Annotated in this window: 22 protein-coding genes; 16 read left to right on the top strand and 6 right to left on the bottom strand. The window is 73.0% G+C overall.

The features are described from left to right. The first annotated feature begins 9 nt into the window (after window positions 1-9). The gene (locus ACFWVE_RS19065; protein WP_384015350.1) at window positions 10-1482 is read left to right on the top strand and encodes an aminotransferase class V-fold PLP-dependent enzyme; all 1473 of its coding nucleotides are present in this window, start codon (window positions 10-12) and stop codon (window positions 1480-1482) included. Between the two features lie 84 nt (window positions 1483-1566). On the opposite strand, the gene ACFWVE_RS19060 is transcribed toward ACFWVE_RS19065, so the two are convergent. Both ACFWVE_RS19060 and ACFWVE_RS19055 read right to left on the bottom strand, forming a co-directional pair. Continuing rightward, window positions 1567-1848, bottom strand: coding sequence for an Lrp/AsnC family transcriptional regulator (locus tag ACFWVE_RS19060; protein WP_257849471.1), 282 nt, complete (start codon window positions 1846-1848; stop codon window positions 1567-1569). Beyond that, on the bottom strand, window positions 1845-2579 hold the full coding sequence (locus ACFWVE_RS19055) for a rhomboid family intramembrane serine protease (RefSeq protein ID WP_384015347.1): 735 nt from the start codon (window positions 2577-2579) through the stop codon (window positions 1845-1847). The genes ACFWVE_RS19060 and ACFWVE_RS19055 overlap by 4 nt, the downstream gene beginning before the upstream one ends. Before the next feature lie 156 nt (window positions 2580-2735). Between ACFWVE_RS19055 and ACFWVE_RS19050 the strand changes: the two genes are divergently transcribed. The 5 genes from ACFWVE_RS19050 to ACFWVE_RS19030 all read left to right on the top strand — a co-directional run bounded on the left by ACFWVE_RS19050 (window position 2736) and on the right by ACFWVE_RS19030 (window position 8391). Next, entirely contained in the window at window positions 2736-2975 is a 240-nt protein-coding gene (locus tag ACFWVE_RS19050) for a hypothetical protein (RefSeq protein WP_042165845.1), read from the top strand. A gap of 65 nt (window positions 2976-3040) precedes the next feature. Further along, a complete protein-coding gene (locus tag ACFWVE_RS19045; protein ID WP_384015344.1) occupies window positions 3041-4390 on the top strand; it encodes an NYN domain-containing protein in 1350 nt (449 codons plus the stop codon). A 307-nt stretch (window positions 4391-4697) separates the two neighbouring features. Then, window positions 4698-5765, top strand: coding sequence for an NlpC/P60 family protein (locus ACFWVE_RS19040; RefSeq protein ID WP_384015341.1), 1068 nt, complete (start codon window positions 4698-4700; stop codon window positions 5763-5765). A 186-nt stretch (window positions 5766-5951) separates the two neighbouring features. After that, a complete protein-coding gene (locus tag ACFWVE_RS19035; RefSeq protein WP_384015338.1) occupies window positions 5952-6968 on the top strand; it encodes an NlpC/P60 family protein in 1017 nt (338 codons plus the stop codon). Window positions 6969-7185: 217 nt separating this feature from the next. Continuing rightward, entirely contained in the window at window positions 7186-8391 is a 1206-nt protein-coding gene (locus ACFWVE_RS19030; RefSeq protein ID WP_384015336.1) for a hypothetical protein, read from the top strand. A gap of 40 nt (window positions 8392-8431) precedes the next feature. Here the strand turns inward: ACFWVE_RS19030 and ACFWVE_RS19025 are convergent, their stop codons facing one another. Continuing rightward, entirely contained in the window at window positions 8432-9664 is a 1233-nt protein-coding gene (locus tag ACFWVE_RS19025) for a glycosyltransferase 87 family protein (protein WP_384015388.1), read from the bottom strand. Between the two features lie 206 nt (window positions 9665-9870). Here ACFWVE_RS19025 and ACFWVE_RS19020 point away from each other — a divergent pair, with 206 nt between their 5' ends. Further along, complete coding sequence (locus ACFWVE_RS19020; RefSeq protein WP_384015333.1) at window positions 9871-11013, top strand: glycosyltransferase family 4 protein; 1143 nt, start codon at window positions 9871-9873, stop codon at window positions 11011-11013. Between the two features lie 130 nt (window positions 11014-11143). On the opposite strand, the gene ACFWVE_RS19015 is transcribed toward ACFWVE_RS19020, so the two are convergent. Then, complete coding sequence (locus tag ACFWVE_RS19015; protein WP_384015330.1) at window positions 11144-12964, bottom strand: AMP-dependent synthetase/ligase; 1821 nt, start codon at window positions 12962-12964, stop codon at window positions 11144-11146. Between the two features lie 311 nt (window positions 12965-13275). Between ACFWVE_RS19015 and ACFWVE_RS19010 the strand changes: the two genes are divergently transcribed. The 6 genes from ACFWVE_RS19010 (at window position 13276) to ACFWVE_RS18985 (ending at window position 18542) form a co-directional block, all read left to right on the top strand. Beyond that, on the top strand, window positions 13276-14073 hold the full coding sequence (locus tag ACFWVE_RS19010) for a metallophosphoesterase (RefSeq protein ID WP_384015327.1): 798 nt from the start codon (window positions 13276-13278) through the stop codon (window positions 14071-14073). Between the two features lie 121 nt (window positions 14074-14194). Continuing rightward, entirely contained in the window at window positions 14195-14650 is a 456-nt protein-coding gene (locus tag ACFWVE_RS19005; RefSeq protein ID WP_384015324.1) for an SRPBCC family protein, read from the top strand. Between the two features lie 64 nt (window positions 14651-14714). Continuing rightward, the gene (locus tag ACFWVE_RS19000; RefSeq protein ID WP_384015321.1) at window positions 14715-15920 is read left to right on the top strand and encodes an ArsA family ATPase; all 1206 of its coding nucleotides are present in this window, start codon (window positions 14715-14717) and stop codon (window positions 15918-15920) included. A 57-nt stretch (window positions 15921-15977) separates the two neighbouring features. Continuing rightward, entirely contained in the window at window positions 15978-16652 is a 675-nt protein-coding gene (locus tag ACFWVE_RS18995; protein ID WP_384015319.1) for a DUF5304 domain-containing protein, read from the top strand. An 81-nt stretch (window positions 16653-16733) separates the two neighbouring features. Continuing rightward, window positions 16734-17687: an ROK family glucokinase gene (locus ACFWVE_RS18990; RefSeq protein WP_383812499.1), complete on the top strand. Its 954-nt coding sequence runs from the start codon at window positions 16734-16736 to the stop codon at window positions 17685-17687. Between the two features lie 99 nt (window positions 17688-17786). Next, complete coding sequence (locus tag ACFWVE_RS18985; protein ID WP_384015315.1) at window positions 17787-18542, top strand: endonuclease/exonuclease/phosphatase family protein; 756 nt, start codon at window positions 17787-17789, stop codon at window positions 18540-18542. A gap of 25 nt (window positions 18543-18567) precedes the next feature. On the opposite strand, the gene ACFWVE_RS18980 is transcribed toward ACFWVE_RS18985, so the two are convergent. Further along, window positions 18568-19236: a hypothetical protein gene (locus ACFWVE_RS18980; RefSeq protein WP_384015313.1), complete on the bottom strand. Its 669-nt coding sequence runs from the start codon at window positions 19234-19236 to the stop codon at window positions 18568-18570. Beyond that, window positions 19229-20026: an alpha/beta hydrolase gene (locus tag ACFWVE_RS18975; protein ID WP_384015311.1), complete on the bottom strand. Its 798-nt coding sequence runs from the start codon at window positions 20024-20026 to the stop codon at window positions 19229-19231. Before ACFWVE_RS18975 ends, ACFWVE_RS18980 begins: the two co-directional genes overlap by 8 nt. A gap of 205 nt (window positions 20027-20231) precedes the next feature. On the opposite strand from ACFWVE_RS18975, the gene ACFWVE_RS18970 reads away from it, so the two are divergent. Genes ACFWVE_RS18970 through ACFWVE_RS18960 form a run of 3 tightly spaced genes read left to right on the top strand, consistent with a single transcriptional unit; the run spans window position 20232 to window position 23015 of the window. Then, a complete protein-coding gene (locus ACFWVE_RS18970; RefSeq protein WP_384015308.1) occupies window positions 20232-21008 on the top strand; it encodes a lysophospholipid acyltransferase family protein in 777 nt (258 codons plus the stop codon). A gap of 43 nt (window positions 21009-21051) precedes the next feature. Further along, window positions 21052-22302 (top strand): MacS family sensor histidine kinase, encoded by a 1251-nt coding sequence (gene macS / locus ACFWVE_RS18965; protein ID WP_384015305.1) that lies wholly within the window; start codon window positions 21052-21054, stop codon window positions 22300-22302. After that, on the top strand, window positions 22299-23015 hold the full coding sequence (locus tag ACFWVE_RS18960) for a response regulator (protein WP_384015302.1): 717 nt from the start codon (window positions 22299-22301) through the stop codon (window positions 23013-23015). The genes macS and ACFWVE_RS18960 overlap by 4 nt, the downstream gene beginning before the upstream one ends. Window positions 23016-23086: the final 71 nt, after the last annotated feature.

The raw sequence follows: 23086 nt of genomic DNA, 5'->3' as shown, positions 1-23086 counted from the left end.
AGTCCAGCCATGTCTGTTTCCACCCTTTCCGCCGTTTCCTCTCTTTCCTCTCTTTCCGCTGTTCCCGCTGTTCCCGTTGTCCCCGCCGCCGATGCCGTCGCCCCGTCCGGCTGCGCCCCGCTGCCCGTGCTCGGCCGGGACGTCACCGTTCCGCTCGTCACCGGCGGGGAGGTCGCCTACGCCGCGCTCGACTACGCCGCCAGCGCCCCGGCGCTCCAGCGCGTGTGGGACGACGTGGCCGCGTACGCGCCGTACTACGGCAGCGTCCACCGCGGCGCCGGGTACCTCTCCCAGCTCTCCACCGAGCTGTTCGAGAACGCCCGCAGGACCGTCGCCGAGTTCCTCGACTGCCGTGAGCAGGACCAGGTGGTCTTCACCCGGTCCACCACCGACTCGCTCAACCTGCTGGCCGCCGCCCTCCCGGACGACTGCCAGGTCTTCGTCTTCGAGACCGAGCACCACGCCGCCCTGCTGCCCTGGAACGCCGCCCGCGTCACCTTCCTCGACGCCCCGGACAGCCCGGAGCAGGCCGTACGGTCCCTGGAACACGCCCTCGCCGCCCGCGCCTCTTCCCCGAGCTCTCGGCTTCGCTCGAGCGGGGGAGGCCCCAATGGCCCCGCCCTGGTCTGCGTCACCGGCGCGTCCAACGTCACCGGCGAGCTGTGGCCCGTACGGGAGCTGGCCGCCGTCGCCCACGCGCACGGCGCCCGGATCGTCCTGGACGCCGCCCAGCTCGCCCCGCACCGCGCGGTGAGCCTGCGCGAACTGGACGTCGACTGGGTCGCCTTCTCCGGGCACAAGCTGTACGCCCCGTTCGGCGCCGGCGTCCTGGCCGGCCGCGCCGACTGGCTGCGGGCGGCCGAGCCCTACCTCGCGGGCGGCGGCGCCAGCCGCAAGGTCGCCCGGCGCGAGGACGGGGGAGTGGACGTCCAGTGGCACGACGGCGCCGCCCGCCACGAGGCCGGCTCGCCCAACGTCATCGGCGCCTATGCCGTCGCCTCGGCCTGCAAGGCACTCGGCGAGGCCGGGTTCGGTGCGCTGGCCGCCCGTGAGGAGCGGCTGATCCGCACCGTACGGGACGGACTCGCGGACGTGCCCGAGGTGCGGTTCCTGTCCCTGTTCGGGGACGGCGCGCCGCGCGTCGGGGTGCTCTCCTTCGTCGTCGACGGCTGGAACGGCTCCCACTTCGCCGCGGCCCTCTCCGCCGAGTACGGCATCGGCGTACGGGACGGACTGTTCTGCGCCCACCCGCTGCTGCGCGTCCTGCTCGGCGCCGGCCCGCAGGACCGGGGCGAGTGCGGTGCCCCCGGGGCGGCGCCCGGTGAGACGTCCCTCGACGCGATCCGCGTCAGCTTCGGCGCGGGCACCCCCGACGAGCACGTGGAGCGCTTCGTCCGCGCCGTCCGCGAGCTCGTGCGCGACGGCGCCCGCTGGAGCTACCGCACGGTCGACGGCCGCTGCGTGCCGGACACCTCCGCCTGAGCCCCGGTCACCTGCCCCGGTACGTGCGTCCCCCGTGGCCCCCTCTGCCGTACCGGGCGGTCCGGGCGCCCCGGGCCGGCCCGCTCAGCTGTCCAGGCCGATCGCGAACGCGGCCTCCAGGTCGTGCTGCGAGTACGTACGGAACGCCACGTGCGTGTCCGTGCCCTCCACCCCCGGGATCTTGTTGATCCGGCCCGGGATGACCTCCGCCAGGTCCTCGTGCTCCCTGACCCGGACCATGGCGATCAGATCGTAGGTGCCGGTGACGGAGAAGACCTCGCTGACGCTGTCCAGAGCGGCGATCCGCTCCGCGATCTCGGGGATCCGGTCCACGCTGGTCTTGATGAGGACGATCGCGGTGATCACTGCTGGTTCTCTCCCTCGGGGGCCGGAGCTGGGGCTGTTCCCACTGTAGTCGCCGCTGTGAACCGCACCCACGCCCAGCAGAAGCCCAGCACGAAGCCCACCAGGTGGGCCAGGTACGCCACCCCCGGCCCGTCGGAGGCCCGTCCCGCCGCCAGCCACTGCAGCGCCGCCCAGAACGGCAGCACCACCCAGGCCGGGAAGCGCACCGGCAGGAAGAACAGGAACGGCAGCAGACTGGTCACCCGCGCCCGGGGGAAGAGGAAGAGGAACGCGCCGAGGACCCCCGAGATCGCCCCCGAGGCACCGACCAGGGACTGCGTCGCGTCCGCGTTGGCGGCGGCGTACCCGAGCAGGGCGAGGTAGCCGCAGCCGACGTAGAACAGGAAGAACCGCAGATGACCCATCCGTGCCTCGGTCATCGTCCCGAAGACATGGAGGAAGAGCATGTTGCCGAGCAGATGCACCCAGTTGCCGTGGACGAACAGGGCCGTGGCGGGAGTGAGGACGCTCCAGAGGGATCCTTCGAACACGTCTGCGGGGATCACGCCCCAGTGGCGGAAATAGCCGCGCTGCGCGGCGAGCAGCTCGTCCCCGGTCCCGTACCCCGGATCGAGCCCCGACGCCGGCCCGATCAGGAAGACCAGACAGCATGCGGCGATGAGGGCGCGGGTCACCGGTGCCGACGGGTGCTTCAGTGCCCCGGCAGCCGTCGCGCCCCAGTTGCGGATCATGGACACAGAGCATGACGCAACCGGACGCAACCGTACAGACCGCCTCGCCGCCGTGGACGGGCGGGCGGCGAAGACCTCCCAGGCCGTAGGGTTACGTGCCACACGCGCCGGGTGCCCGGCGCGTCACGGATACTGGAAGGAAGGCGAACAGCCACGATGACGGTTCCCCTGCCCACTGCCTCGACGCGGTGGCGCTGCACCCTCTGCGGCAACCTCACCCGGTTCGACGTGACCCGCTCGTCCAAGGTCGTGGAGTACGTCCACCTCGACCTGGCCGGGGAGCCGAAGGTCGAGGAGCGCGAGGTCCTCGGTGAGACGATCGAGTCGGTGCGGTGCCGCTGGTGCAACGCCGTGGACCAGGTGGAACTCGTCGACAGGCCGGGCGCCGGCTCCTGAGTGGAGCGGGCCCCGCCCAGGGGACCCCGTAGGCGGGGTCGGACACAGGCATGGGGATGTGACGGATGGTGGAGACCGCGGACGGAGGGCCGAAGGACGGCGCCGCTGAGGTGTTCGACCGTCCGCTGCCCGACGGCGTGCGCCGCCGGGTCGTCCAGATCGTCTCCGACGGCTTCGGCCGACTGACCGTCTCCGAGCTGCCCGCCCAGCTCAGGCAGTACGCCCGGTTCACCCCGAGCCGCCGCGCCAAGTTCGCCGGCAACGCGATGGCCGCCGCCCTGGAGACCGATCCGCTGTTCCGCCAGCGCATCGGGGAGCAGCTGAGAGAGGCCCAGCCGGAACTGGCCGGCGTCCTCGGATCAGGCTCCCCGCCCCCGGCCGCGGACCCGCTGGACGTGGCGGCCGCGGCCTACGTCATGCGGCCGCCCGGCTGGGTGAAACTGGTGACCGCCGCCGGCGAGGAGGCCCAGCGGGCCGACGCCGAGCGCGCCGACGAGGAGACCCGGGCCGAGCTGGAACGGCTGCGCGGCGAACTCGCCCGCGCCCGCGAGCACACCAGGGCCGAGACCGAGCGGCTGCGCACCGACCTGGAAGCGGCCAGGAAGGAAGCGGACTCCCTGCACCGCAAGCTGCGGTCCGCGCTCAGCGACGTCAAGCGCGGTGCGGCGGCGCTGCGCAAACTGCAGGGAGAGATGGACGCCGTCCGTGCCGACGGGCAGGCCCAGGTGTCCGCCGCCGAGAGCGAGTCCCGGCGGCTCAAGGCACGCCTCGGCGAGTCCGAGGCCGCCCTCGAAGCCGCCCGCCGGGCCGCCCGTGAGGGCCGCAGCGTGGAGGACATGAGGGTACGGCTGCTCCTGGACACCGTGCTGGACGCCGCCCAGGGGCTCCGTCGCGAGCTCGCGCTGCCTCCCGTGTCCGTCCGGCCCGCCGAGACCGTGGACGCCGTCGAGCCCGGCAGCATGACCCCCAAGGACATCGCCGCCCGCGCGCTGTCCGAGGACGACCCGGCCATCCTCGACCAGCTGCTGGCGCTGCCGCAGGCGCATCTCGTCGTCGACGGCTACAACGTCACCAAGACCGGCTATCCCCAGATGCCCCTGGAGAAGCAGCGCCTGCGGCTCCTGGGCCAGCTCGCCCAGCTCGCCGCGCAGACCGGCGCCGAGGTCACCTGCGTCTTCGACGGGGCCGAACTGGCCGCCCCCGTCCTGCTCGCGCCGCCACGCGGGGTGCGCGTGCTGTTCTCCAAGCCGGGTGTCACCGCCGACGAGCTGATCCGCCAGCTGGTCCGCGCCGAGCCGCCGGGGCGGCCCGTCATCGTCGTCTCCACCGACCGCGAGGTCGCCGACGGCATCGCCCGCGCGGGCGCCCGCCCGGTCGCGTCCGCGGTCCTGCTGAGGCGCTTCTCCCGGGCGTAGGCCGCAAAGCGAGCTACGCCCCCATCCGGAACGTACGCCCCATCCGTAACGCATCCGCCGATTGACCGAATTGGCGCGATAGTGGCGCGACGTAGCGTCATCCCGACGTCACTGCAGGTGAGTTGATGGCAAAGAAACCCGATGTGGCCGAGAATTCACGTCCGGGGATTTGAACTGATCACAAGAGAATCACTAGGGTCAGGCCTCGAACCTCCGCTCGGTCGATCGTTCACATGGGGTGGCGACGGCGGAGGCCCCGCCCACCGGCGTGTCGGTAGGCGGCTGGAGGAAGAAGGAGCTCGCCTCCGTGGCGTCCCACCGTCGTCCCAAGCAGCCGAACCGGGCACGTGTCACTGTGCTCACCACCGCTGCCGCAGCTGCCGTCGTCCTGAGCTCGCAGGCCGCCAACGCGGCCCCCAGCGAGAAGCCGAGCAAGGACGAGGTGAAGGCCAAGGTCGACAAGCTCTACGAGCAGGCTGAGCAGGCCACCGAGAAGTACAACGGCGCCAAGGAGAAGCAGGAGAAGCTCCAGAAGGAGATCTCCACGATCCAGGACAACGTCGCCAAGGGCCAGCAGGACCTCAACGAGCTGCGTGACGACCTCGGCTCGATGGCCAGCGCCCAGTACCGCAGCGGCGGCATGGACCCCTCGATCCAGCTCTTCCTCTCCGCGGACCCGGACGACTACCTCGACAAGGCGTCCGCCCTCGACCAGTTGAGCACCCAGCAGGTCGACGCGCTGAAGGAGATCCAGGAGAAGCAGCGCGAGCTCGCCCAGCAGCGCTCCGAGGCCTCCGGGAAGCTCGAGGACCTCGCCTCCACCCGCACCGAACTGGGCAAGAAGAAGACGGAAGTCCAGAGCAAGCTCGGCGCCGCGCAGAAGCTGCTCAACACCCTCACCGCCGAGGAGAAGGCGCAGCTCGCCGAAGAGGAGGACCGCGCCACCCGCGCCAGCGAGCGGGAGGTCCTCAAGGCCACCAACACCGACACCGGCAGCTCCGCCCCGGTCGGCAGCGGCTCCGGCCGCGCCGGTGCCGCCTTCGCCGCCGCCCAGAGCAAGCTCGGCTCCCCGTACGTCTACGGTGCCACCGGCCCGTCCTCCTACGACTGCTCGGGCCTCACCTCCTGGGCCTACGCCCAGGCCGGCGTCGCCATCCCGCGCACCTCCGAGGCACAGACCGGCGCGGGCACCAAGATCTACTCGGTGAGCCAGCTCCAGGTCGGCGACCTGGTCTTCTTCTTCAACGACCTGCACCACGTGGGTCTCTACGCGGGCAACGGCCAGATCATCCACGCCCCGCGCAGCGGCACCGTCGTCCGCTACGAGTCGATGAACACCATCGGCGGCCCGTTCATGTTCGGCGTCCGCGTCTGACGCTGCGTCGCGTGCCCCCGTTCGGGGGAATCGCGGCACCGCCGACCGGCCCCACGCCCCGCCTGTGACCTGCGTCAGAGGCGGGGCGTCACGGTGCGTGGCCGCCGAGGCCGTTGGTTGCCCGCCCGTCCCACGGCTACTGTCTCCCGCGTTTCTTGTCCGTCAGCGGAAGGAGCGCGGTTCCCCGTGGGGTCCCATCGCCGCCTTGCACCGTCCCCCGGCCCCGGCCGGGGCACCACCGTCACCGTCGGTCTCCTGTCCGCGGCGGCAGCCGCCCTCGGAGCCGTACCGGCCACGGCCACCCCGCACGAAGACCCCAGGGCCACGGTGGACCGCCTCTACGAGGAGGCCGAGCGGGCGACCGAGGCGTACAACAAGGCCGACGAGCGCGCGGACACCCTGCGGGGGGAGGCCAACGCGGTCCAGGACGAGATCGCCCGGCAGCAGGAGCGCGTCAACACCATGCGGGAGTCGCTCGGTTCGCTGGCCGGCGCCCAGTACCGCTCCGGCGGGCTCGACCCGTTCCTCGCGCTGCTGTTCTCCGACGACCCCGAGGACTACCTCGAGCGGGCCTCGGTGCTCGACCGCCTCACCGCCCGCCAGGCCGGTGAGCTGAGGCAGCTCCAAGAGGCTGTGCGCTCCCTGGACCAGGACCGCGCGGAGGCCTCCCGCAAGCTGGGCGAGCTGGACCGCAGCCGCAAGGCGGTCGCCGCCCACAAGAAGACCGTCGAGCGCAAACTCGCCCAGGCACGGCGGCTGCTCAACGCCCTCCCCGACGACGAGCGCGCCGCACACGGGCGGAGCGCCCGCTCCGGCCGCGGCGGCCTGCCCGTCCCGGACGGCGCCACCGCCGTCTCCGGCCGTGCGGCGGACGCCGTCGCCGCCGCCCGCTCCGCCCTCGGCAAGCCCTATGTCTGGGGCGCCAACGGGCCCTCCGGCTTCGACTGCTCCGGCCTGATGCAGTGGTCGTACGCGCAGGCGGGGATCGCCCTCCCGCGCACCTCGCAGGCCCAGCGGCACGCGGGCACGCAGGTCCCGCTCGCCCAGGCCCGGCCCGGCGACCTGGTCGTCTACCGGCCCGACGGCAGCCACGTCGGCATGTACATGGGTAACGGCCAGGTGATCCACGCCCCTTACCCCGGCGCACCCGTGCGCTACGACCCGGTCGGCATGATGCCCGTCTCGTCGGTCACGAGGGTCTGAAGCGGGGCGGGCGGGCGCGAGGGCCGAAGGGGGCGGTCGGCCGGAGGGTCCCGGCCGGGGTGGTGCGGCCGTGCGGTTCCGGGGCGGGTGCGGCCACGGTCCGGCGGGGGTGGCCGGGTACGAGGTCCGACGGGGGCAGGGGGTGCGGGGTTCCCGGCCGTGGTGGTCTGCCGAGGCGGTCTGACCCCAGCGGTCCGGCGGCCGTACCCTCACAAGGGTGGCTGGTCGAAGGCGGGCGCCCGGGGTGCCGGTGGAGGTGGGGCAGTGTCTGCTGCTCGTCGCCCTGCTCATCGTCCTGGTCGCGTGCGGTCAGGGGCCGGCCGTCGACAGCGTCCGCGCCGAGGTGCAGGCGCTGCTCGACCGGCGGGCCGACGCCGTCCTCGGCCGTGACGCCGCCGCCTACGCCCGTACCGGCACCCGGGCCGGGTACGACAGCCTGCGCGAGGTGCCCCTGGCCGACTGGAGCTACCGGGTCACCGACGTGCACCGCACCGGCGACACCGTCACCGCCGGCGCCGACCTCGGCTACCGCGTCGAAGGCTACGACCCGGCCCCCGTCACCGCCGCCCGCACCCTGCGCCTGAGCCGGGACGAGGACGGCCGGTGGGCCGTCGACTCCGACCGGCCCGCCGGGAAGTCCGGCCGCCAGCTGTGGGACCAGGGCACGGTGCGCGCCGTACACGGCGAACGGAGCCTGGTGCTCGGCGTCGGCCAGCCCGGCGCGAAGCTGCGCGACTACGCCGCACTGGCCGACCACGCGGTACCCGCCGTGTCGGACGGATGGGGACCCGACTGGGCGCGGCGCGTCGTCGTCCTGGTCCCGGGGTCCCTGGAGGACATGGCAGGGCTGCTGGGCTCGCCCGCCTCCTCCTACCGGGGGATCGCGGCCGTCACCACCGGCGAGACCGGCGCCGGCGCGCAGGCGCCCGCGGACCGCGTCATCGTCAACCCGGACGCCTTCGGAATGCTCGGCGACCCGGGCCGGCAGGTCGTCGTCACCCACGAGACCACCCATGTCGCGACCCGCGCCCACACCACCGCCGCGACCCCGCTGTGGCTGTCGGAGGGCTTCGCCGACTGGGTCGGCTACCGGGACGGCGACCGCCTCCCGGCCGAGGCGGCGCCGGAACTCGCCCGCGCGGTGAGCCACGGCGAGGTGCCCACCGGGCTGCCGGCCGACGACGACTTCGGCTTCACCGACGACGCCGACGGCCTCGCCCGCGCCTACGAGAGCGGCTGGATGGCCTGCCGGCTCATCGCCGAGCGCTGGGGCGAGGAACGCCTCGGTGCGTTCTACCGGGCGGTGGGCGCGCACGGGCAGCGGGACGGTGCGGTTCAGGACGCGATGCAGCGGGTCCTCGGCACCACCCCGGAGGAGTTCACCGCGGGGTGGCAGAACTACCTGCGCGAGCAGTTCGGCTGAGGCACAGGGGCCAGGACCAGGGGCGGGGCCAGGGGCGGGATCAGGGGGAGACCGGGGCCTTCGCGGTGCGGGCCGCCGGAGCGGGGACCGGGGCGGCCGGGAGCCCGGGCGTGACCGTCGAGCGCCACAGTGTGCGGGCGGCGAGGAAGGCGGCCGCCACCAGCAGGCCGTTGCGCACGAACAGCAGGGTGACGCCGAGCGCGTCACTGGCCACCACGTGCCCGAACCACACCGGGAACTCGAGCACCGTCACGAACGACGCGACCAGCACCAGGGCCACCGGCCACCGCATCCGGCTCTCACGACGGCACAGGCAGACCGCGGCGAGCCCGACCAGCCACACCATGTACTGAGGGCTGATCACCCGGCTGGTGGTGGTGAACATCAGCACCGCCACGAACGCGGCGTCGACGAAGGTGTGCGCCTCGAAACGGCGGGCCAGCAGCCGCCACAGCAGCAGCCAGGCCAGCGCCGCCCCGCTCAGGAACATCGCGCCCGCGCTGACCCACTCCACGTACGGGCCGAGGAACTCCACCGAGCCGTAGTTCAGCAACACCTCGCCGTCCCAGCCGTGGTGCCGGGCGACGTGGAAGACCAGCGCGCCCAGCGACTCCACCTCCGTACCCCGGTCGCGCTGGAACCCCAGGAACGCGAACGCACCCGGCATCAACGCCGCGAACACGGCCGCCACACCGACCCCGGTCACCACGGCGGACACCCACGCGGAACGCCGGCGGACACCGAGCAGCAGCATCGCCGGCCACACCTTCAGCAGCGCGCCGAACGCCGCCAGCGCCCCCAGCAGCCGGGGATGCCGGGTCCCGGCCAGCAGCGCGGCCACCGCCACCGCGGTCACCATCACGTCGTAGCGGGCGTACACCGTCGGCCCGAGCAGCGGCACGCCCGCCACCCACACCCAGGCACCGAGCCGGGTCCGGCCCGGCCGCCCGCCCGCGTACAGCAGCAGGGCCAGGGTGGCCAGGTCGGCGAGGAACACCAGGACGAAGAACGCGGTCGCGTACGGCAGGAACGGCAGCAGGCCGGGAGAGAGGATCGCCAGCGCCGCCGCGGGCGGGTACTGCCAGGTGACGTCGTCCAGCGGGAACGTTCCGGCGCGCAGGACCTCGTACCAGCCCTGGTAGATCACGGACACGTCGCTGGTGACGTCCGGGCCGGGGAAGACGATCACCTTCAGGACGCACAGCAGCAGCAGCGCTCTCGTCAGTCCCCACACCAGCAGAGGCCGGAACAGCGCCTGCCGGCGCACCGGCAGTCCGGCGGCGAGGGAGCCGCGCGAGCCCACCGTGTCCACCGCGTCCACCGCGTCCACCGCGTCCACCGTGTCCACGTGATCCCTGCCCGTCCGTGCGCGTCCGTGTGCGGCCCTGAAGGGGCCATGATGTCCCGCGCCCCGGTGAGATGCCACAGCGGCCCGCCGTGGCCGCGGCCGGAGGCACCGGTTCGGTAGGGTCTGCCTCGATGCACAAGACCTTGATCGTGACCAACGACTTCCCGCCCAGGCCGGGCGGTATCCAGGCGTTTCTGCACAACATGGCGCTGCGCCTCGATCCCGCACGGCTCGTCGTACACGCCTCGACCTGGAAACGCTCCGGGGAGGGCGTCCGGGCGACGGCCGCCTTCGACGCCGAGCAGCCCTTCACCGTCGTACGCGCCCGTACGACGATGCTGCTGCCGACCCCGCAGGCGACCCGGCAGGCCGTCGGGCTGCTGCGCGAACACGGGTGCACCTCGGTCTGGTTCGGGGCGGCCGCACCGCTCGGACTGATGGCGCCGGCACTGCGCAGGGCGGGCGCCGAGCGGATCGTGGCCACCACCCACGGCCACGAGGCGGGCTGGGCCCAGCTGCCCGCGGCCCGGCAGCTGCTGCGCCGGATCGGCGAGTCCACGGACACGATCACCTACCTCGGCGAGTACACGCGCTCGCGGACCGCCGGTGCGCTCACGCCCGAGGCGGCCGCGCGGATGGTGCAGCTGCCGCCCGGGGTCGACGAGAAGACCTTCCACCCCGGCTCCGGCGGCGACGAGGTCCGGGCCAGGCTCGGCCTGACGGACCGGCCGGTGGTCGTCTGCGTCTCCCGGCTCGTGCCGCGCAAGGGGCAGGACACGCTGATCCGGGCGATGCCCGCGATCCTCGCCGCCGAGCCGGACGCCGTGCTGCTGATCGTCGGCGGCGGGCCCTACGAGAAGGACCTGCGCCGGCTGGCGCACGACACCGGGGTGGCCGGCTCCGTACGTTTCACCGGCGCCGTGCCCTGGTCCGAGCTGCCCGCCCACTACGGTGCCGGCGACGTCTTCGCGATGCCGTGCAGGACCCGGCGCGGGGGACTGGACGTCGAAGGGCTCGGGATCGTCTACCTGGAGGCCTCCGCGACCGGCCTGCCCGTCGTCGCCGGCGACTCGGGCGGTGCTCCCGACGCGGTCCTCGACGGCGAGACCGGCTGGGTCGTCCGCGGCGACACCCCCGCGGAGTCCGCCGACCGCATCGTCGCCCTCCTCGCCGACCCCGAGCTCCGCCGCCGCATGGGCGAACGGGGCCGGGCCTGGGTCGAGGAGAAGTGGCGCTGGGACCTCCTGGCGGAAACCCTGAAGACCCTGCTGTAGACAAAAAACGGCCCCTCCGGCCGAAACCGGCCCCTCCGGCGTTCGAGGAGCGCGGGAGGAGCATGGGTCCGGGGGCAGTGCCCCCGGGGCCGGGGAGGGAAGGGACGGCGGGGGCAGGGGCGGAAAATCCCTACTTCGAGTAGATCGCCTCGACCTCGTGGGCGAAGTCCTTCGCCACCACGTTCCGCTTCAGCTTCAGCGACGGAGTCAGATGCCCCGAATCCTCCGTGAACTGAGAAGGCAGCACCCGGAACTTCCGCACCGACTCCGCCTTGGAAACCGCCGCGTTCCCGTCGTCCACGGCATCCTGGATCGCGGCCAGCAGCTCGGGGTCCTCGCTCAGCGACGCCGCCGTCGCCCCCTCCGGCTTCCCGTGCTCCGCCGCCCAGCGCCCCAGGAACTCCTCGTCGAGCGTGATCAGCGCGCCCACGAACGGCCGTCCGTCGCCGACGACCATGCACTCCGCGACCAGGGCGTGCGCGCGGATCCGGTCCTCGATCACCGCCGGGGCGACGTTCTTGCCGCCCGCCGTGACGAGTATCTCCTTCTTGCGGCCGGTGATCCGCAGATACCCGTCCTCGTCGAGGGTGCCGATGTCACCGGTGTGGAACCAGCCGTCGGCGAGCGCCTCCGCGGTCGCGGCCGGCTGGTTCCAGTACTCCTTGAACAGGTGCTCGCCGTGCAGCAGCACCTCGCCGTCGTCGGCGATGCGGACCACCGAGCCGGGCAGCGGCTGCCCGACCGTACCGATCTTCTGCCGGTCCCAGGGGTTGAACGTGGTGGCCGCGCAGGACTCGGTGAGCCCGTAGCCCTCCAGCACCGTGAAACCGATGCCGCGGAAGAAGTGGCCGAGGCGCTCGCCCAGCGGGGCGCCGCCGGAGATGGCGGCCTCGCCGCGCCCGCCGAGCACCGCGCGCAGCTTGCCGTACACGAGTTTGTCGAACACCTTGTACTTGATCTTCAGGCCGAGGGACGGCCCCGACGGCGTGTCCAGCGCCTTGCTGTACGCGATCGCGGTGTCCGCCGCCCTGTCGAAGATCTGGCCCTTGCCGTCGGCCTGGGCCTTGGCGCGCGCCGAGTTGTAGACCTTCTCGAAGACCCGCGGCACGCCCAGGATCAGCGTCGGCCGGAACGCGGCCAGTTCGTCGGTGAGCTGCTTGACGTCGGGGACACAGCCCAGCTTGATCGGCGCGATCATCGGCGCGATCTGCACCAGCCGGCCGAAGACGTGCGCGAGCGGAAGGAAGAGCAGGACCGAGCACTCGCCGGTCCGGAACAGGGGACGCAGCCGCTCCACGACGTTGCCGCACTCGGCGAAGAAGCTGCGGTGGGTGAGCACACAGCCCTTGGGACGGCCGGTGGTGCCGGAGGTGTAGATGATGGTCGCCGGATCGTCGGCCCCGGCGACGGAGCTGCGTTCCTCGACCGTCTCGTCGGTGACGTCCCGGCCGAGGCGGCCCAGCTCCTCGACCGCGCCGCCCTCACCGGCCTCGCCCGTACCGCGGTCGATCTGCCACACGTGCTTCAGCGTGGGCAGCCGGTCGCGCACCGAGTCGACCGTGGCCGCGTGACCGTCCGACTCCACCACACAGGCGGTGGCGCCGGAGTCGCCGAGGATCCAGGCCACCTGCTCCGGTGAGCTCGTCTCGTACACCGGCACCGTGACCGCGCCGGCGCTCCAGATCGCGAAGTCGAGCAGCGTCCACTCGTAACGGGTGCGCGACATCAGGGCGACCCGCTCGCCGGGCCGGATCCCGGAGGCGATGAGCCCCTTGGCGGCCGCCCGCACCTCGGCGAGGAAGGCGGTGGCCGTCACGTCCTGCCACACGCCACCGACCTTGCGGGCGACGACGGCCACATCGGGGTGCTGCGCGGCGTTTCTGCGGACTATGTCGGTCAGATTGCCGTCCGCAGGGACCTCGTACAAAGCCGGAAGGCTGAACTCGCGCAAGACTGCTGCTCCTCTTAGGGCGCCGGCGCCACGACGGTGTGCGATGCGACGACAGTGCGGTCCAAGGCTCGGGCGGGTGCTCAAAAATTCACCTGTTGAAATCCTGAGCACGACTGGACTGCCCGGACGTTACCCGCCGGTATGGCTGGAACGACAGGGGGTCCCGACGAGATGTTCGCTGCGTCACACAAGTGGGTGAACGGGTTGGTTGCCATCGCGCACAGTAGTCCACGCCCTTGAAAGGGAGCCAGTAACCGCAGGTAGGGCCGCCACTGTTCACAGGGGCCGCCCTCTGGCTACGCTTGATCGCCATGGCATCCACACCGGCCGGAAACCGCCGTACGCGCGTTCATGTGGTCAGCGACGTCCACGGCAACGCCCGCGACCTGGCCACGGCCGGTGAGGGCGCCGACGCCCTGATCTGCCTCGGCGACCTGGTGCTCTTCCTGGACTACGCCGACCACTCGCGCGGCATCTTCCCCGACCTGTTCGGCACCGAGAACGCCGACCGCATCGTGGAACTGCGCACCGCGCGGCGCTTCGAGGAGGCGCGCGCCTTCCAGGCCCGGCTGTGGGAGGGCATCGGCGCGGACCGCGCCGCGGCGATCCGGAAGGCGGTGCGGGGGCAGTACGCCGAGATGTTCGCCGCCTTCCCCACCCCTACGTACGCCACGTACGGCAATGTCGACATACCGGCCTTGTGGCCGGAGTACGCGGGGCCGGGCACCACCGTCCTCGACGGCGAGCGGGTGGAGATCGGCGGCCGGGTCTTCGGCTTCGTCGGCGGCGGACTGCGCACGCCCATGCGCACGCCGTACGAGATCGGCGACGAGGAGTACGCGGCGAAGATCGAGGCCGTCGGCGAGGTCGACGTGCTGTGCACGCACATTCCGCCGGAGGTTCCGGAGCTGGTGTACGACACCGTCGCGCGCCGTTTCGAGCGCGGCAGCCGCGCCCTGCTGGACGCCATCCACCGCACCCGGCCCCGGTACGCGCTGTTCGGGCATGTGCACCAGCCGCTGGTCCGTCGCATGCGGGTGGGGGCCACCGAATGCGTGAACGTGGGTCACTTCGCGAGCCGCGGCCGGCCCTGGGCGCTCGAGTGGTGAGGATGTCCCAGGTCGGGTGACGTGCCCCGGCGGGGTGCGCGATAGCCTTCCGCTGCACGGGCGTGCGCGTGGGCCGCGCACGGCGATCCGACCACGGCCCGCATCTGGAGGAGCCACGGCGATGGCGGAACACACCAGCTCGAGCATCACGATCGAGGCGGAACCGGCCGAGGTCATGGAGGTGATCGCCGACTTCGCCCGCTATCCGGACTGGACCGGCGAGGTGAAGGAGGCGGAAGTCCTCGCGACCGACGGCCAGGGCCGTGCCGAGCAGGTACGCCTCGTCATGGACGCCGGCGCGATCAAGGACGACCAGACCCTCGCGTACACCTGGGCCGGCGGGCACGAGGTGTCCTGGACGCTGGTGAAGTCCCAGATGCTGCGCTCCCTGGACGGCTCCTACCTCCTGAAGGCGGCCGGTGCGGGCACCACCGAGGTCACCTACCGGCTCACCGTCGACGTCAAGATCCCGATGCTCGGCATGATCAAGCGCAAGGCCGAGAAGGTCATCATCGACCGGGCCCTGGCGGGACTGAAGAAGCGGGTGGAGTCCGGCGAGGCGCCGGGGGCCGCGTAGCACCGGTCGCGGGGACAACGGCGCCGGTCGGACGCGGGTGCGTGCACCGGTACCGTTCATCCTCATGCGTACCCTCCTGATCACGGGCCCCGGTGGCAACGGACGTACCACCGTCGCGGCGGCCACCGCGCTCGCCGCCGCCCGCGCGGGCGCCCGCGTCCTGCTGCTCGGCACCGACCGGACGGACACGCTGGGAACGGTGCTGGGCACGCCCGTCGGCACCGCGCCCGCCGAGGTCGTCCCGGGCCTCACCGCACGACGGGTCGACGCCGGCGAGGACTTCCGCGCCGGCCTGGCCGCACTGCAGGAACGGGCCGCCTCGGCGTTCGACCTGCTCGGCGCGTCCCGGCTCGATCCCGAGGAGTTCGGCCCGCTGCCCGGCGCCGAGGAACTCGCCGTGCTGCGCGCCCTGCGGGACGCCGCGCTGTCGGACGTGTACGACCTGCTCGTCGTCGACCTGCCGCCCGCCGAGCGGGCCCTCGCCCTGTTCGCCCTCCCCGAGGACCTCCGCCGCGGCATGCGCAGGCTGCTCCCGCCCGAACGCCAGGCCGCCCGCGCCCTGCGCCCCGTGCTCGGCCGCCTCGCCGGGGTCCCCATGCCCGCGGAATGGCTGTACGGCACGGCCGCCCGGTGGGACGCCGAACTGGCCGCCGTCGAGGCCGTCCTCGCCGACCGGGACACCGCCGTACGGCTGGTCGCCGAACCCGGCCCCGCGGGCGCCGACGCCGTACGCACCGCGGGTCTCGGCCTCGCCCTGCGCGGACTGCGCACCGACGTGCTGGTCGCGGGCCGGACACTGCCCGAGAGCGTCGGGGACAGCTGGCTCGCCGGCCCGGTCGCCCAGCAGCGCAAGACGCTGGACGAGTGGCGCCAGACGTACGACGTCCACCCCGTCGCCCACCTGGGCCGCGACCCGCGCGGCCCGGACGACCTGACCGCGCTCGCCGTCCCGGGCGTGCCCGCCGCATCCGGCGCGTCCTGCGCACCCGGCGTCAAGGCGGGGCCCGCCACGGTGGGGTGGCCCGTCACCGACCGGCTCGCCGACGACGGCGTCCTGGTCTGGCACATCCCGCTGCCCGGCGCCCGGCGCGAGGAACTGGACCTGATCCGGCACGGCGACGAACTCGCCGTCACCGCGGGGCCGTTCCGGCGGACGGTCCCGCTGCCCTCCGCGCTGCGCCGCTGCACCGTCGACGGCGCGGCCCTGCGCGATGAGGAGCTGCGCATCCGGTTCCGGCCGGATCCGCGGCTGTGGCCGCGCACCCCGTGAAGCCGGTACCCCTGTTCGGGTACCGTCGGAAGGGCCGACCGTAGTCAGGAGTCCGTCATGAGCGAACAGCTCCCCCCGCCCGACGACACCGGGAACGCGCCCGTGGGCGATTCCGCGTCCGACGCGCGCACGGCCCCCACCGACGACGTACGGACCGTCGACGCGGACGCCTGGGCGACGGCGTGCGCCGAGGACCTCGAGGCGGAGAAGGCCCGCCGCCGCGCCCGGTACGGACCGCCCCCCGCCTCGGCCGCCGAGGAGCTGCGCAAGCTCGTCGACGTGGTCGCCGAGAAGTTCGACCAGCTCACCGGGGGCCGGTCACCGCTGTTCGGCGCGGTCGCCGGACCGGCCGCGCAGCAGATGGTGCGCCAGGTCGTCCAGCAGGCCAAGGAGGCCGTGGAACCGGTCGTCGAACGCAACCCGGACGTCTTCGACCACCTCGCCGCCGCCGGCAGCGAACTCCTCGCCGCCTACCGCTCCGCGGTCCAGGACCAGGAGCGCCGCTGGACCACCCGCGACCCCCGCCCCTGGGACCCGGACGCGGCCAAGGACACCTCCGACGCCAAGAACGCCAAGGACACTCCCGACGCCGAGGACACCCCCGACTCCGAGGGTCCCGAGGACGGGAGCCGGAAGCACGACCGCGGCAGCGACGGCGACGCGGGCGACGACCGCCGCCGCAACCGTGGCGACGAGCCCGGACCCGGCGGGGAACGCATCGACCTGGACTGAGGGTGCCCGATACCGGGAAGCCGGTGCCAGGGCCTCGGGTACCGTGGACGGTAGCGGGGCTCGACCGGAACTGAGGGATTCATGGGACTCACCATCGGCGTCGACATCGGCGGCACCAAGATCGCGGCCGGCGTGGTCGATGAGGACGGCAACATCCTCTCGGTCCACAAGGTGCCGACCCCGGGCACGCCCGACGGCATCGTGGACGCCATCGCCTCCGCGGTGGACGGAGCACGCACGGGGAACGAGATCGTCGGCGTGGGAATCGGTGCGGCCGGATACGTCAACCGCCAGCGCTCGACGGTGTACTTCGCCCCCAACATCGACTGGCGCCAGGAGCCGCTGAAGGAGAAGGTCGAAGCCCGCGTGGGTCTCCCGGTCGTCGTGGAGAACGACGCGAACGCGGCGGCCTGGGGCGAGTACAAGTTCGGCGCCGGCAAGGGCCACCGCAACGTCATCTGCATCACGCTCGGCACCGGTCTCGGCGGCGGCGTCATCATCGGCAACAAGCTGCGCCGGGGCCACTTCGGTGTGGCCGCCGAGTTCGGGCACATCCGGATGGTCCCGGACGGTCTGCTGTGCGGCTGCGGTTCGCAGGGCTGCTGGGAGCAGTACGCCTCCGGCCGCGCCCTCGTCCGGTACGCCACCCAGCGCGCCAACGCGACCCCGGAGAACGCGGAGACGCTGCTCGCCCTCGGCGACGGCACCCCCGACGGCATCGAGGGCAAGCACGTCTCCATGGCCGCCCGTCAGGGCGACCCGGTGGCCGTCGACTCCTACCGGGAGCTCGCCCGGTGGGTCGGCGCCGGCCTCGCCGACCTGGCCTCCCTCTTCGACCCCTCCGCCTTCATCGTCGGCGGCGGTCTCTCCGACGAGGGGGAACTGCTCCTCGACCCGATCCGCAAGTCGTACAAGCGCTGGCTGGTGGGCGGCAACTGGCGCCCGGTCGCCGACGTCCGGGCCGCCGAGCTCGGCAACAAGGCCGGCCTGGTGGGCGCGGCCGACCTGGCCCGGGAACCCGACCCCATCATGTGACGCCTCCTCACTCCGGCGCCGCCCGCCTGCTCCCTCCCCGGGACCACGGCGGGCGCCGTCGTCGAGGGGCGGGGGAGGAACCGGCGTATCTTGATCCGTATGGCGACGACTGGGCCACTGCCCGACTCCCGGACCGAGGCCGACGGTTCGGCCGTCATCAGGGTGCTGAGTTACAACGTCCGTTCCCTGCGCGACGACACCGACGCGCTGGCCCGGATCATCGGTGCGTGCGCGGCCGATCTGGTGCTCGTCCAGGAGGCGCCGCGGTTCTTCCGGTGGCGCAAGAAGCTGGCGCGGCTCGCGTCGCAGACCGGGCTGGTCGTGCTGTCCGGGGGTGCCACGGCCGCCGGGCCCGCGATCCTGTGCTCGCTGCGGGCGACCGTCGAGCGCACCGAGGACGTGCTGCTGCCGCTCACCCCGGGACTGCACCGGCGCGGCTTCGCCACCGCTGTCGTACGGTTCGGCGGTGCCCGGCTGGGCGTGCTGAGCTGCCATCTGTCGCTGGCGAAGGACGAGCGGTACGCGCAGGGCGGCATGCTTCTCGACCGGCTCGCCGGGATGGGCGTGGAGCACGCGGTCGCGGGCGGTGACGTCAACGAGCGGCCGGACGGCCGCACCTTCCGGTGGCTGGGCGACTCCCTCACGGACTGCTGGGCCGCCGAGCCCTGGGGCGGTGAGTACACCTCGACGCCCACCGCGCCGCATCAGCGCATCGACGCCCTGTTCGCCACGAAGGGCGTCGAGGTTCTGGGCTGCGGTGTCCCGCTCGACCAGCCGGGGGTGACCGAGGCCGACCTGAGGGCGGCCACCGATCACCTGCCGGTCCTGGCCGCGCTCAGAGTGCCGGCCGCGTAGTGTGCGTGGGCACGGTGGCCCGCTCTCAGACCACCGCGCCCCGGCCCGGATCGTCGTCCTCCTCGTCGTCGGTGCGCATCCGCATCACCAGGGTGGCGAAACCGCCCAGGAAACCGCCGATGCAGAGCGTGGTCAGCCACCAGGTCATCTCCCGGCCGAGCAGTATCGCCAGCAGGAGCAGCACCGGACCGCCCAGCACTCCCAGCCACGCGAACTTGGACGTGACGTCGGCCTCGGGAAGCGGCGGGGGCTCCGGCGGGACGAAGTGGCCCTCGTCGCCGTCGCCGTCGCCGTCCTCCTCCGACGGCTCGGACACGCTGTAGTCGCGCGGGCCGCCCACGCCCGGGGCGAAGGCGACCGAACCGCCCAGCGGCTTGACCGGCTTGTCCCCGGCCCGCGTCGGCGCCCCGTCGTCGGCGGCCTCGGTACGGGTGTCGGTGTTGGTGTCGGACTCCAGCAGTGCCAGATCCTCGACCGACTTGAACGGCTTGGCACCCGCCGGGTCCGGCGGTTCGTCACCGTACCCGGCGACGATCGCCTCCCACGCGGCATCCTCGTCGAACGGAACGGGCCGGCCCTCGTCCTCGGGACCCCGGCCGTCAGGTCCCTGGCCCGCACCTGCCTCGTGCGCCGCGCGCCCCTCCTGGTCCTCACGCCCTTCGCGGTCCTCGCGGTCCGAGTCGTGCTCAGCCACCTGTGGTCGTCCCTTCCTTGCCGAGACCGGGCTCCTTGACGGCGCCGGGTGCGAGCCGGCCGATGAACGCGGTGCTCTTCCGGAAGATCCGCTCCGCGTCGTAGTCCAACGTCGCCACGTGGTAGCTCTGTTCCAGCAGGACCTCCGTCACGTCGAGCGACGAGACGCGGCCGAGGATCCGGACCGAGTCGGCGGGCGGCACCACATGGTCCTGCGGGCTGTGCAGCAGCAGCAGCGGCTGGGTGACCTGGGGAAGCTCGCCGTCGAGCAGGCGCAGGAAGGTGCGCAGGGAGTGGGCCGCGTGCAGCGGCACCCGGTCGTAGGCCACCTCCGTGGCCGACGGGTCCGCGATGTCGCTCGCGATCCCCTTCGTCGTGGGGACCAGGTGGCGGGCCACGGGGAGCGCGTGCGCGGCCAGTCCGTGCACCCGGTTCGCCGGGTTGACGACCATGACCCCGCTCACCGCGTCGCCGTGCCGCGCGGCCAGGCGCAGGGCCAGCGCGCCGCCCATGGACAGACCGGCCACGAACACGCGCGAGCAGCGGTCCCGCAGCAGGCGCAGCTCGCGGTCCACCTCCGCGTACCAGTCCTGCCAGCCGGTGGCCCGCAGGTCCTCCCAGCGGGTGCCGTGCCCCGGGAGCAGGGGCAGCGAGACGGTCAGGCCGTGCTCGGCGAAGTGCTCCGCCCACGGGCGCAGCGACTGAGGCGAACCGGTGAAACCGTGGCAGAGGAGGACAGCGGCCTCCCCGCCCTCATGGCGATACGGCTCGGCTCCGGTCAGGAGCGGCACTTTCGGCCTCCCGGTCGTAAGAGTCGTCGAAGTCGTGGGCGTCGTGGAAAGGGTCGAGGAAGTCGACGGGCCGCACACGGGTTGCAGGACCTTCACCGTACGCGACCGCACCGACACCGACCAGGGCCGTCGGAGCCATTGACGGTGCTCCGGGTTAGGGTCTGTGCCACACGCACAGGAAGGCACTCGGTTGTTGTACGGCGCGATGAAGGTCACCGTCGGAGGGTCGCTGAAGCTTGCCTTCAGACCCTGGGTGGAGGGCCTGGAGCACGTCCCCGCGGAAGGTCCCGCCATCCTGGCCAGCAACCACCTGTCGTTCTCCGACTCCTTCTTCCTGCCGGCCGTCCTCGACCGCAAGGTCACCTTCATAGCCAAGGCCGAGTACTTCACCACACCGGGGGTGAAGGGCCGGCTGACGGCCGCCTTCTTCAGGGGCGCGGGCCAGCTCCCGGTGGACCGCTCCGGCGCGCGCGGTGCCGGTGAGGCGGCGATCAGGAGCGGCATGGAGGTCCTCGAACGCGGCGAGCTGTTCGGCCTCTACCCCGAGGGCACGCGCTCGCCCGACGGCCGTCTCTACCGCGGCAAGCCGGGCGGCCTCGCACGCGTGGCGCTCGCCACCGGCGCGCCCGTCCTCCCGGTCGCCATGATCGACACGGAGAAGGTCCAGCCGCCGGGGAAGGTCGTCCCCAAGCTGGTCCGGCCGGGCATCCGCATCGGCAAGCCGCTGGAGTTCAGCCGCTACGAGGGCATGGAGCACGACCGTTTCGTACTCCGCGCGGTGACCGACGCGGTCATGTACGAGATCATGAAGCTCTCCGGCCAGGAGTACGTCGACATGTACGCGACCGCCATGAAGCGGCAGCTCGCGGAGGCGGCGAAGGCCGGGAAGGACGCGGAGAGGGCCGCGAAGGCCGAGCTCGCCCGCGCCGAGAAGGAAGCACAGCGGGAGCGGACCGCCGAGCAGCGACGGTCCGCCCCCTAGAGCATGCGGACGGGGCGGGTCCGGGGCGAAGGCGGGGGAGGGCATGCCCAGGCGTGAGAGAGTCATGAGGATGTCGGTCGAGCAGCCGCTGTGGAGTGCGCTCGCCGGGTACCGGGTCCTCGCCACGGTGTACGCGGTCGGCCTGTTCGCCGCCGCCTACGAGCGGTTCGAGCGTCCCTGGCTCGCCGTCGCCTACTTCGCCCTGCTGACCGTGTGGACGACGGCCACCCTGCCCCGGGTCGCGAACGCCGCCCGCTGCACCAAACGCTTCCTCGCCGCCGACCTGACCGTCGCGCTCGCCGGCATCCTGCTCACCCCCGTCGCCGACGACCCGGCGCGGGTCGCGGCCGGCGGTCCGACGATGCCGTCGATATGGACCGCGGGCGCGGTGCTCGCCTTCGCCGTCAAGGGCGGCTGGCGCTGGGCCGCCCTCGCCTCCACCCTGGTCGCCGTCGCCAACCTGGTCGAGCGAGGCGGCCCCGCCCGCGACACCGTGCACAACGTGATCCTCGTCTGGGTCGCGTCCATCGCCATCGGCTACGTCGTCGAGGTCGCCCGCGCCTCCGAGCGCACCCTCGCCCGCGCCCTGGAGATCGAGGCCGCGACCAGGGAGCGGGAGCGGCTCGCGCGGGACATCCACGACAGCGTGCTCCAGGTGCTCGCGATGGTGCAGCGGCGCGGCGCGGTGATCGGCGGCGAGGCGGCCGAGCTGGGCCGGATGGCCGGCGAGCAGGAGGTGGCACTGCGCACCCTGGTCTCCGGCGGTCCGGTCCCCCTCCCCAGGGCGTCCGAGGACGCGGCCGGGGGAGCGGCGGCACGGGCCGTGGACGAGGCGCGGGACGGTCAGGACGGCACCGGCGGCGAACCCGTCGACCTGCGTGCCCTGCTCGCCCCGTACGCCGGCGCCCTCGTCAGCCTCGCCGAACCCGGGGCGCCGGTGCCGCTCGCGCCGGCCGCCGCGCGGGAGCTCACCGCCGCCGTCGGGGCCGCCCTGGACAACGTACGCAAACACGCGGGGGCACGCGCGCGCGCCTGGATCCTGGTCGAGGACGAACCGGACGAGGTGATCGTCACCGTCCGCGACGACGGGCCCGGCATCCCCGAGGGCCGGCTCGCCCGGGCCGAGGGCGAGGGGCGGCTCGGGGTGGTCCTGTCGATCCGGGGGCGGCTGCGCGACCTCGGCGGCAGCGCGGAACTGATCTCGGTGCCCGGCCAGGGCACGGAGGTCGAGCTGAAGGTACCCAAGGACAGTGCCGGCGAACGGGACGCACGGGGGAAGGCGGAGCAGCGATGACGACGGACGCAGGCGGAGAGACGGCAGGCGGGGAACCCGGAGGCGGGCGGGGGCCGGTGAGGGTGATGGTGGTCGACGACCACCCCATGTGGCGCGACGCCGTCGCCCGGGACCTGTCCGAGTCCGGCTTCGAGGTGGTCGCCACCGCGGGCGACGGCGACCAGGCCGTGCGCCGCGCCAGGGCGGTCGCCCCCGACGTCCTCGTCCTCGACCTGAACCTGCCCGGCAAGCCCGGCGTCCAGGTCTGCAAGGAGGTCGTCGCCGAGGATCCGGCGCTGCGGGTGCTGGTGCTCTCGGCGAGCGGCGAACACGCCGACGTGCTGGAGGCGGTGAAGTCCGGGGCCACCGGCTATCTGCTGAAGTCCGCCTCCACCCAGGAACTGCAGGACGCGGTGCGCCGTACGGCCGTCGGCGACCCGGTGTTCACCCCGGGCCTGGCCGGACTGGTCCTCGGCGAGTACCGCAGGCTGGCCTCCGACCCGGCAACCGCCCCGGAGAGCGGCGCGTCCAAGGCGCCCCGGCTGACCGACCGGGAGACCGAGGTGCTGCGCCTGGTCGCCAAGGGCCTCAGCTACAAGCAGATCGCCGAACGGCTCGTCATCTCCCACCGCACGGTGCAGAACCACGTGCAGAACACCCTCGGCAAGCTCCAGCTGCACAACCGCGTGGAACTCGTCCGCTACGCCATCGAACGCGGCCTCGACGACGAGTAGCACCGGCCAAACACCTTGAACCGTCCGGTGGTTGGCCTTTCCGGCCGGACCCGGCACCCGGGGTCCGAAAC

It is taken from the genome of Streptomyces sp. NPDC058632 (genome assembly GCF_042717095.1).
Lineage (GTDB): Bacteria > Actinomycetota > Actinomycetes > Streptomycetales > Streptomycetaceae > Streptomyces.
This window is presented reverse-complemented; position numbering and strand designations above follow the sequence as displayed.

Excerpts from the sequence above, each read along its gene's own strand:
- ACFWVE_RS19055 (WP_384015347.1), bottom strand. The coding sequence starts at position 2,579 with ATGATCCGCAACTGGGGCGCGACGGCTGCCGGGGCACTGAAGCACCCG.
- macS (WP_384015305.1), top strand. The coding sequence starts at position 21,052 with ATGCCCAGGCGTGAGAGAGTCATGAGGATGTCGGTCGAGCAGCCGCTG.
- ACFWVE_RS18960 (WP_384015302.1), top strand. The coding sequence starts at position 22,299 with ATGACGACGGACGCAGGCGGAGAGACGGCAGGCGGGGAACCCGGAGGC.
- ACFWVE_RS19000 (WP_384015321.1), top strand. The coding sequence starts at position 14,715 with ATGCGTACCCTCCTGATCACGGGCCCCGGTGGCAACGGACGTACCACC.
- ACFWVE_RS19065 (WP_384015350.1), top strand. The coding sequence starts at position 10 with ATGTCTGTTTCCACCCTTTCCGCCGTTTCCTCTCTTTCCTCTCTTTCC.
- ACFWVE_RS19020 (WP_384015333.1), top strand. The coding sequence starts at position 9,871 with ATGCACAAGACCTTGATCGTGACCAACGACTTCCCGCCCAGGCCGGGC.
- ACFWVE_RS19045 (WP_384015344.1), top strand. The coding sequence starts at position 3,041 with ATGGTGGAGACCGCGGACGGAGGGCCGAAGGACGGCGCCGCTGAGGTG.
- ACFWVE_RS18970 (WP_384015308.1), top strand. The coding sequence starts at position 20,232 with ATGAAGGTCACCGTCGGAGGGTCGCTGAAGCTTGCCTTCAGACCCTGG.
- ACFWVE_RS19050 (WP_042165845.1), top strand. The coding sequence starts at position 2,736 with ATGACGGTTCCCCTGCCCACTGCCTCGACGCGGTGGCGCTGCACCCTC.
- ACFWVE_RS19010 (WP_384015327.1), top strand. The coding sequence starts at position 13,276 with ATGGCATCCACACCGGCCGGAAACCGCCGTACGCGCGTTCATGTGGTC.
- ACFWVE_RS18995 (WP_384015319.1), top strand. The coding sequence starts at position 15,978 with ATGAGCGAACAGCTCCCCCCGCCCGACGACACCGGGAACGCGCCCGTG.
- ACFWVE_RS19005 (WP_384015324.1), top strand. The coding sequence starts at position 14,195 with ATGGCGGAACACACCAGCTCGAGCATCACGATCGAGGCGGAACCGGCC.
- ACFWVE_RS18990 (WP_383812499.1), top strand. The coding sequence starts at position 16,734 with ATGGGACTCACCATCGGCGTCGACATCGGCGGCACCAAGATCGCGGCC.
- ACFWVE_RS18985 (WP_384015315.1), top strand. The coding sequence starts at position 17,787 with ATGGCGACGACTGGGCCACTGCCCGACTCCCGGACCGAGGCCGACGGT.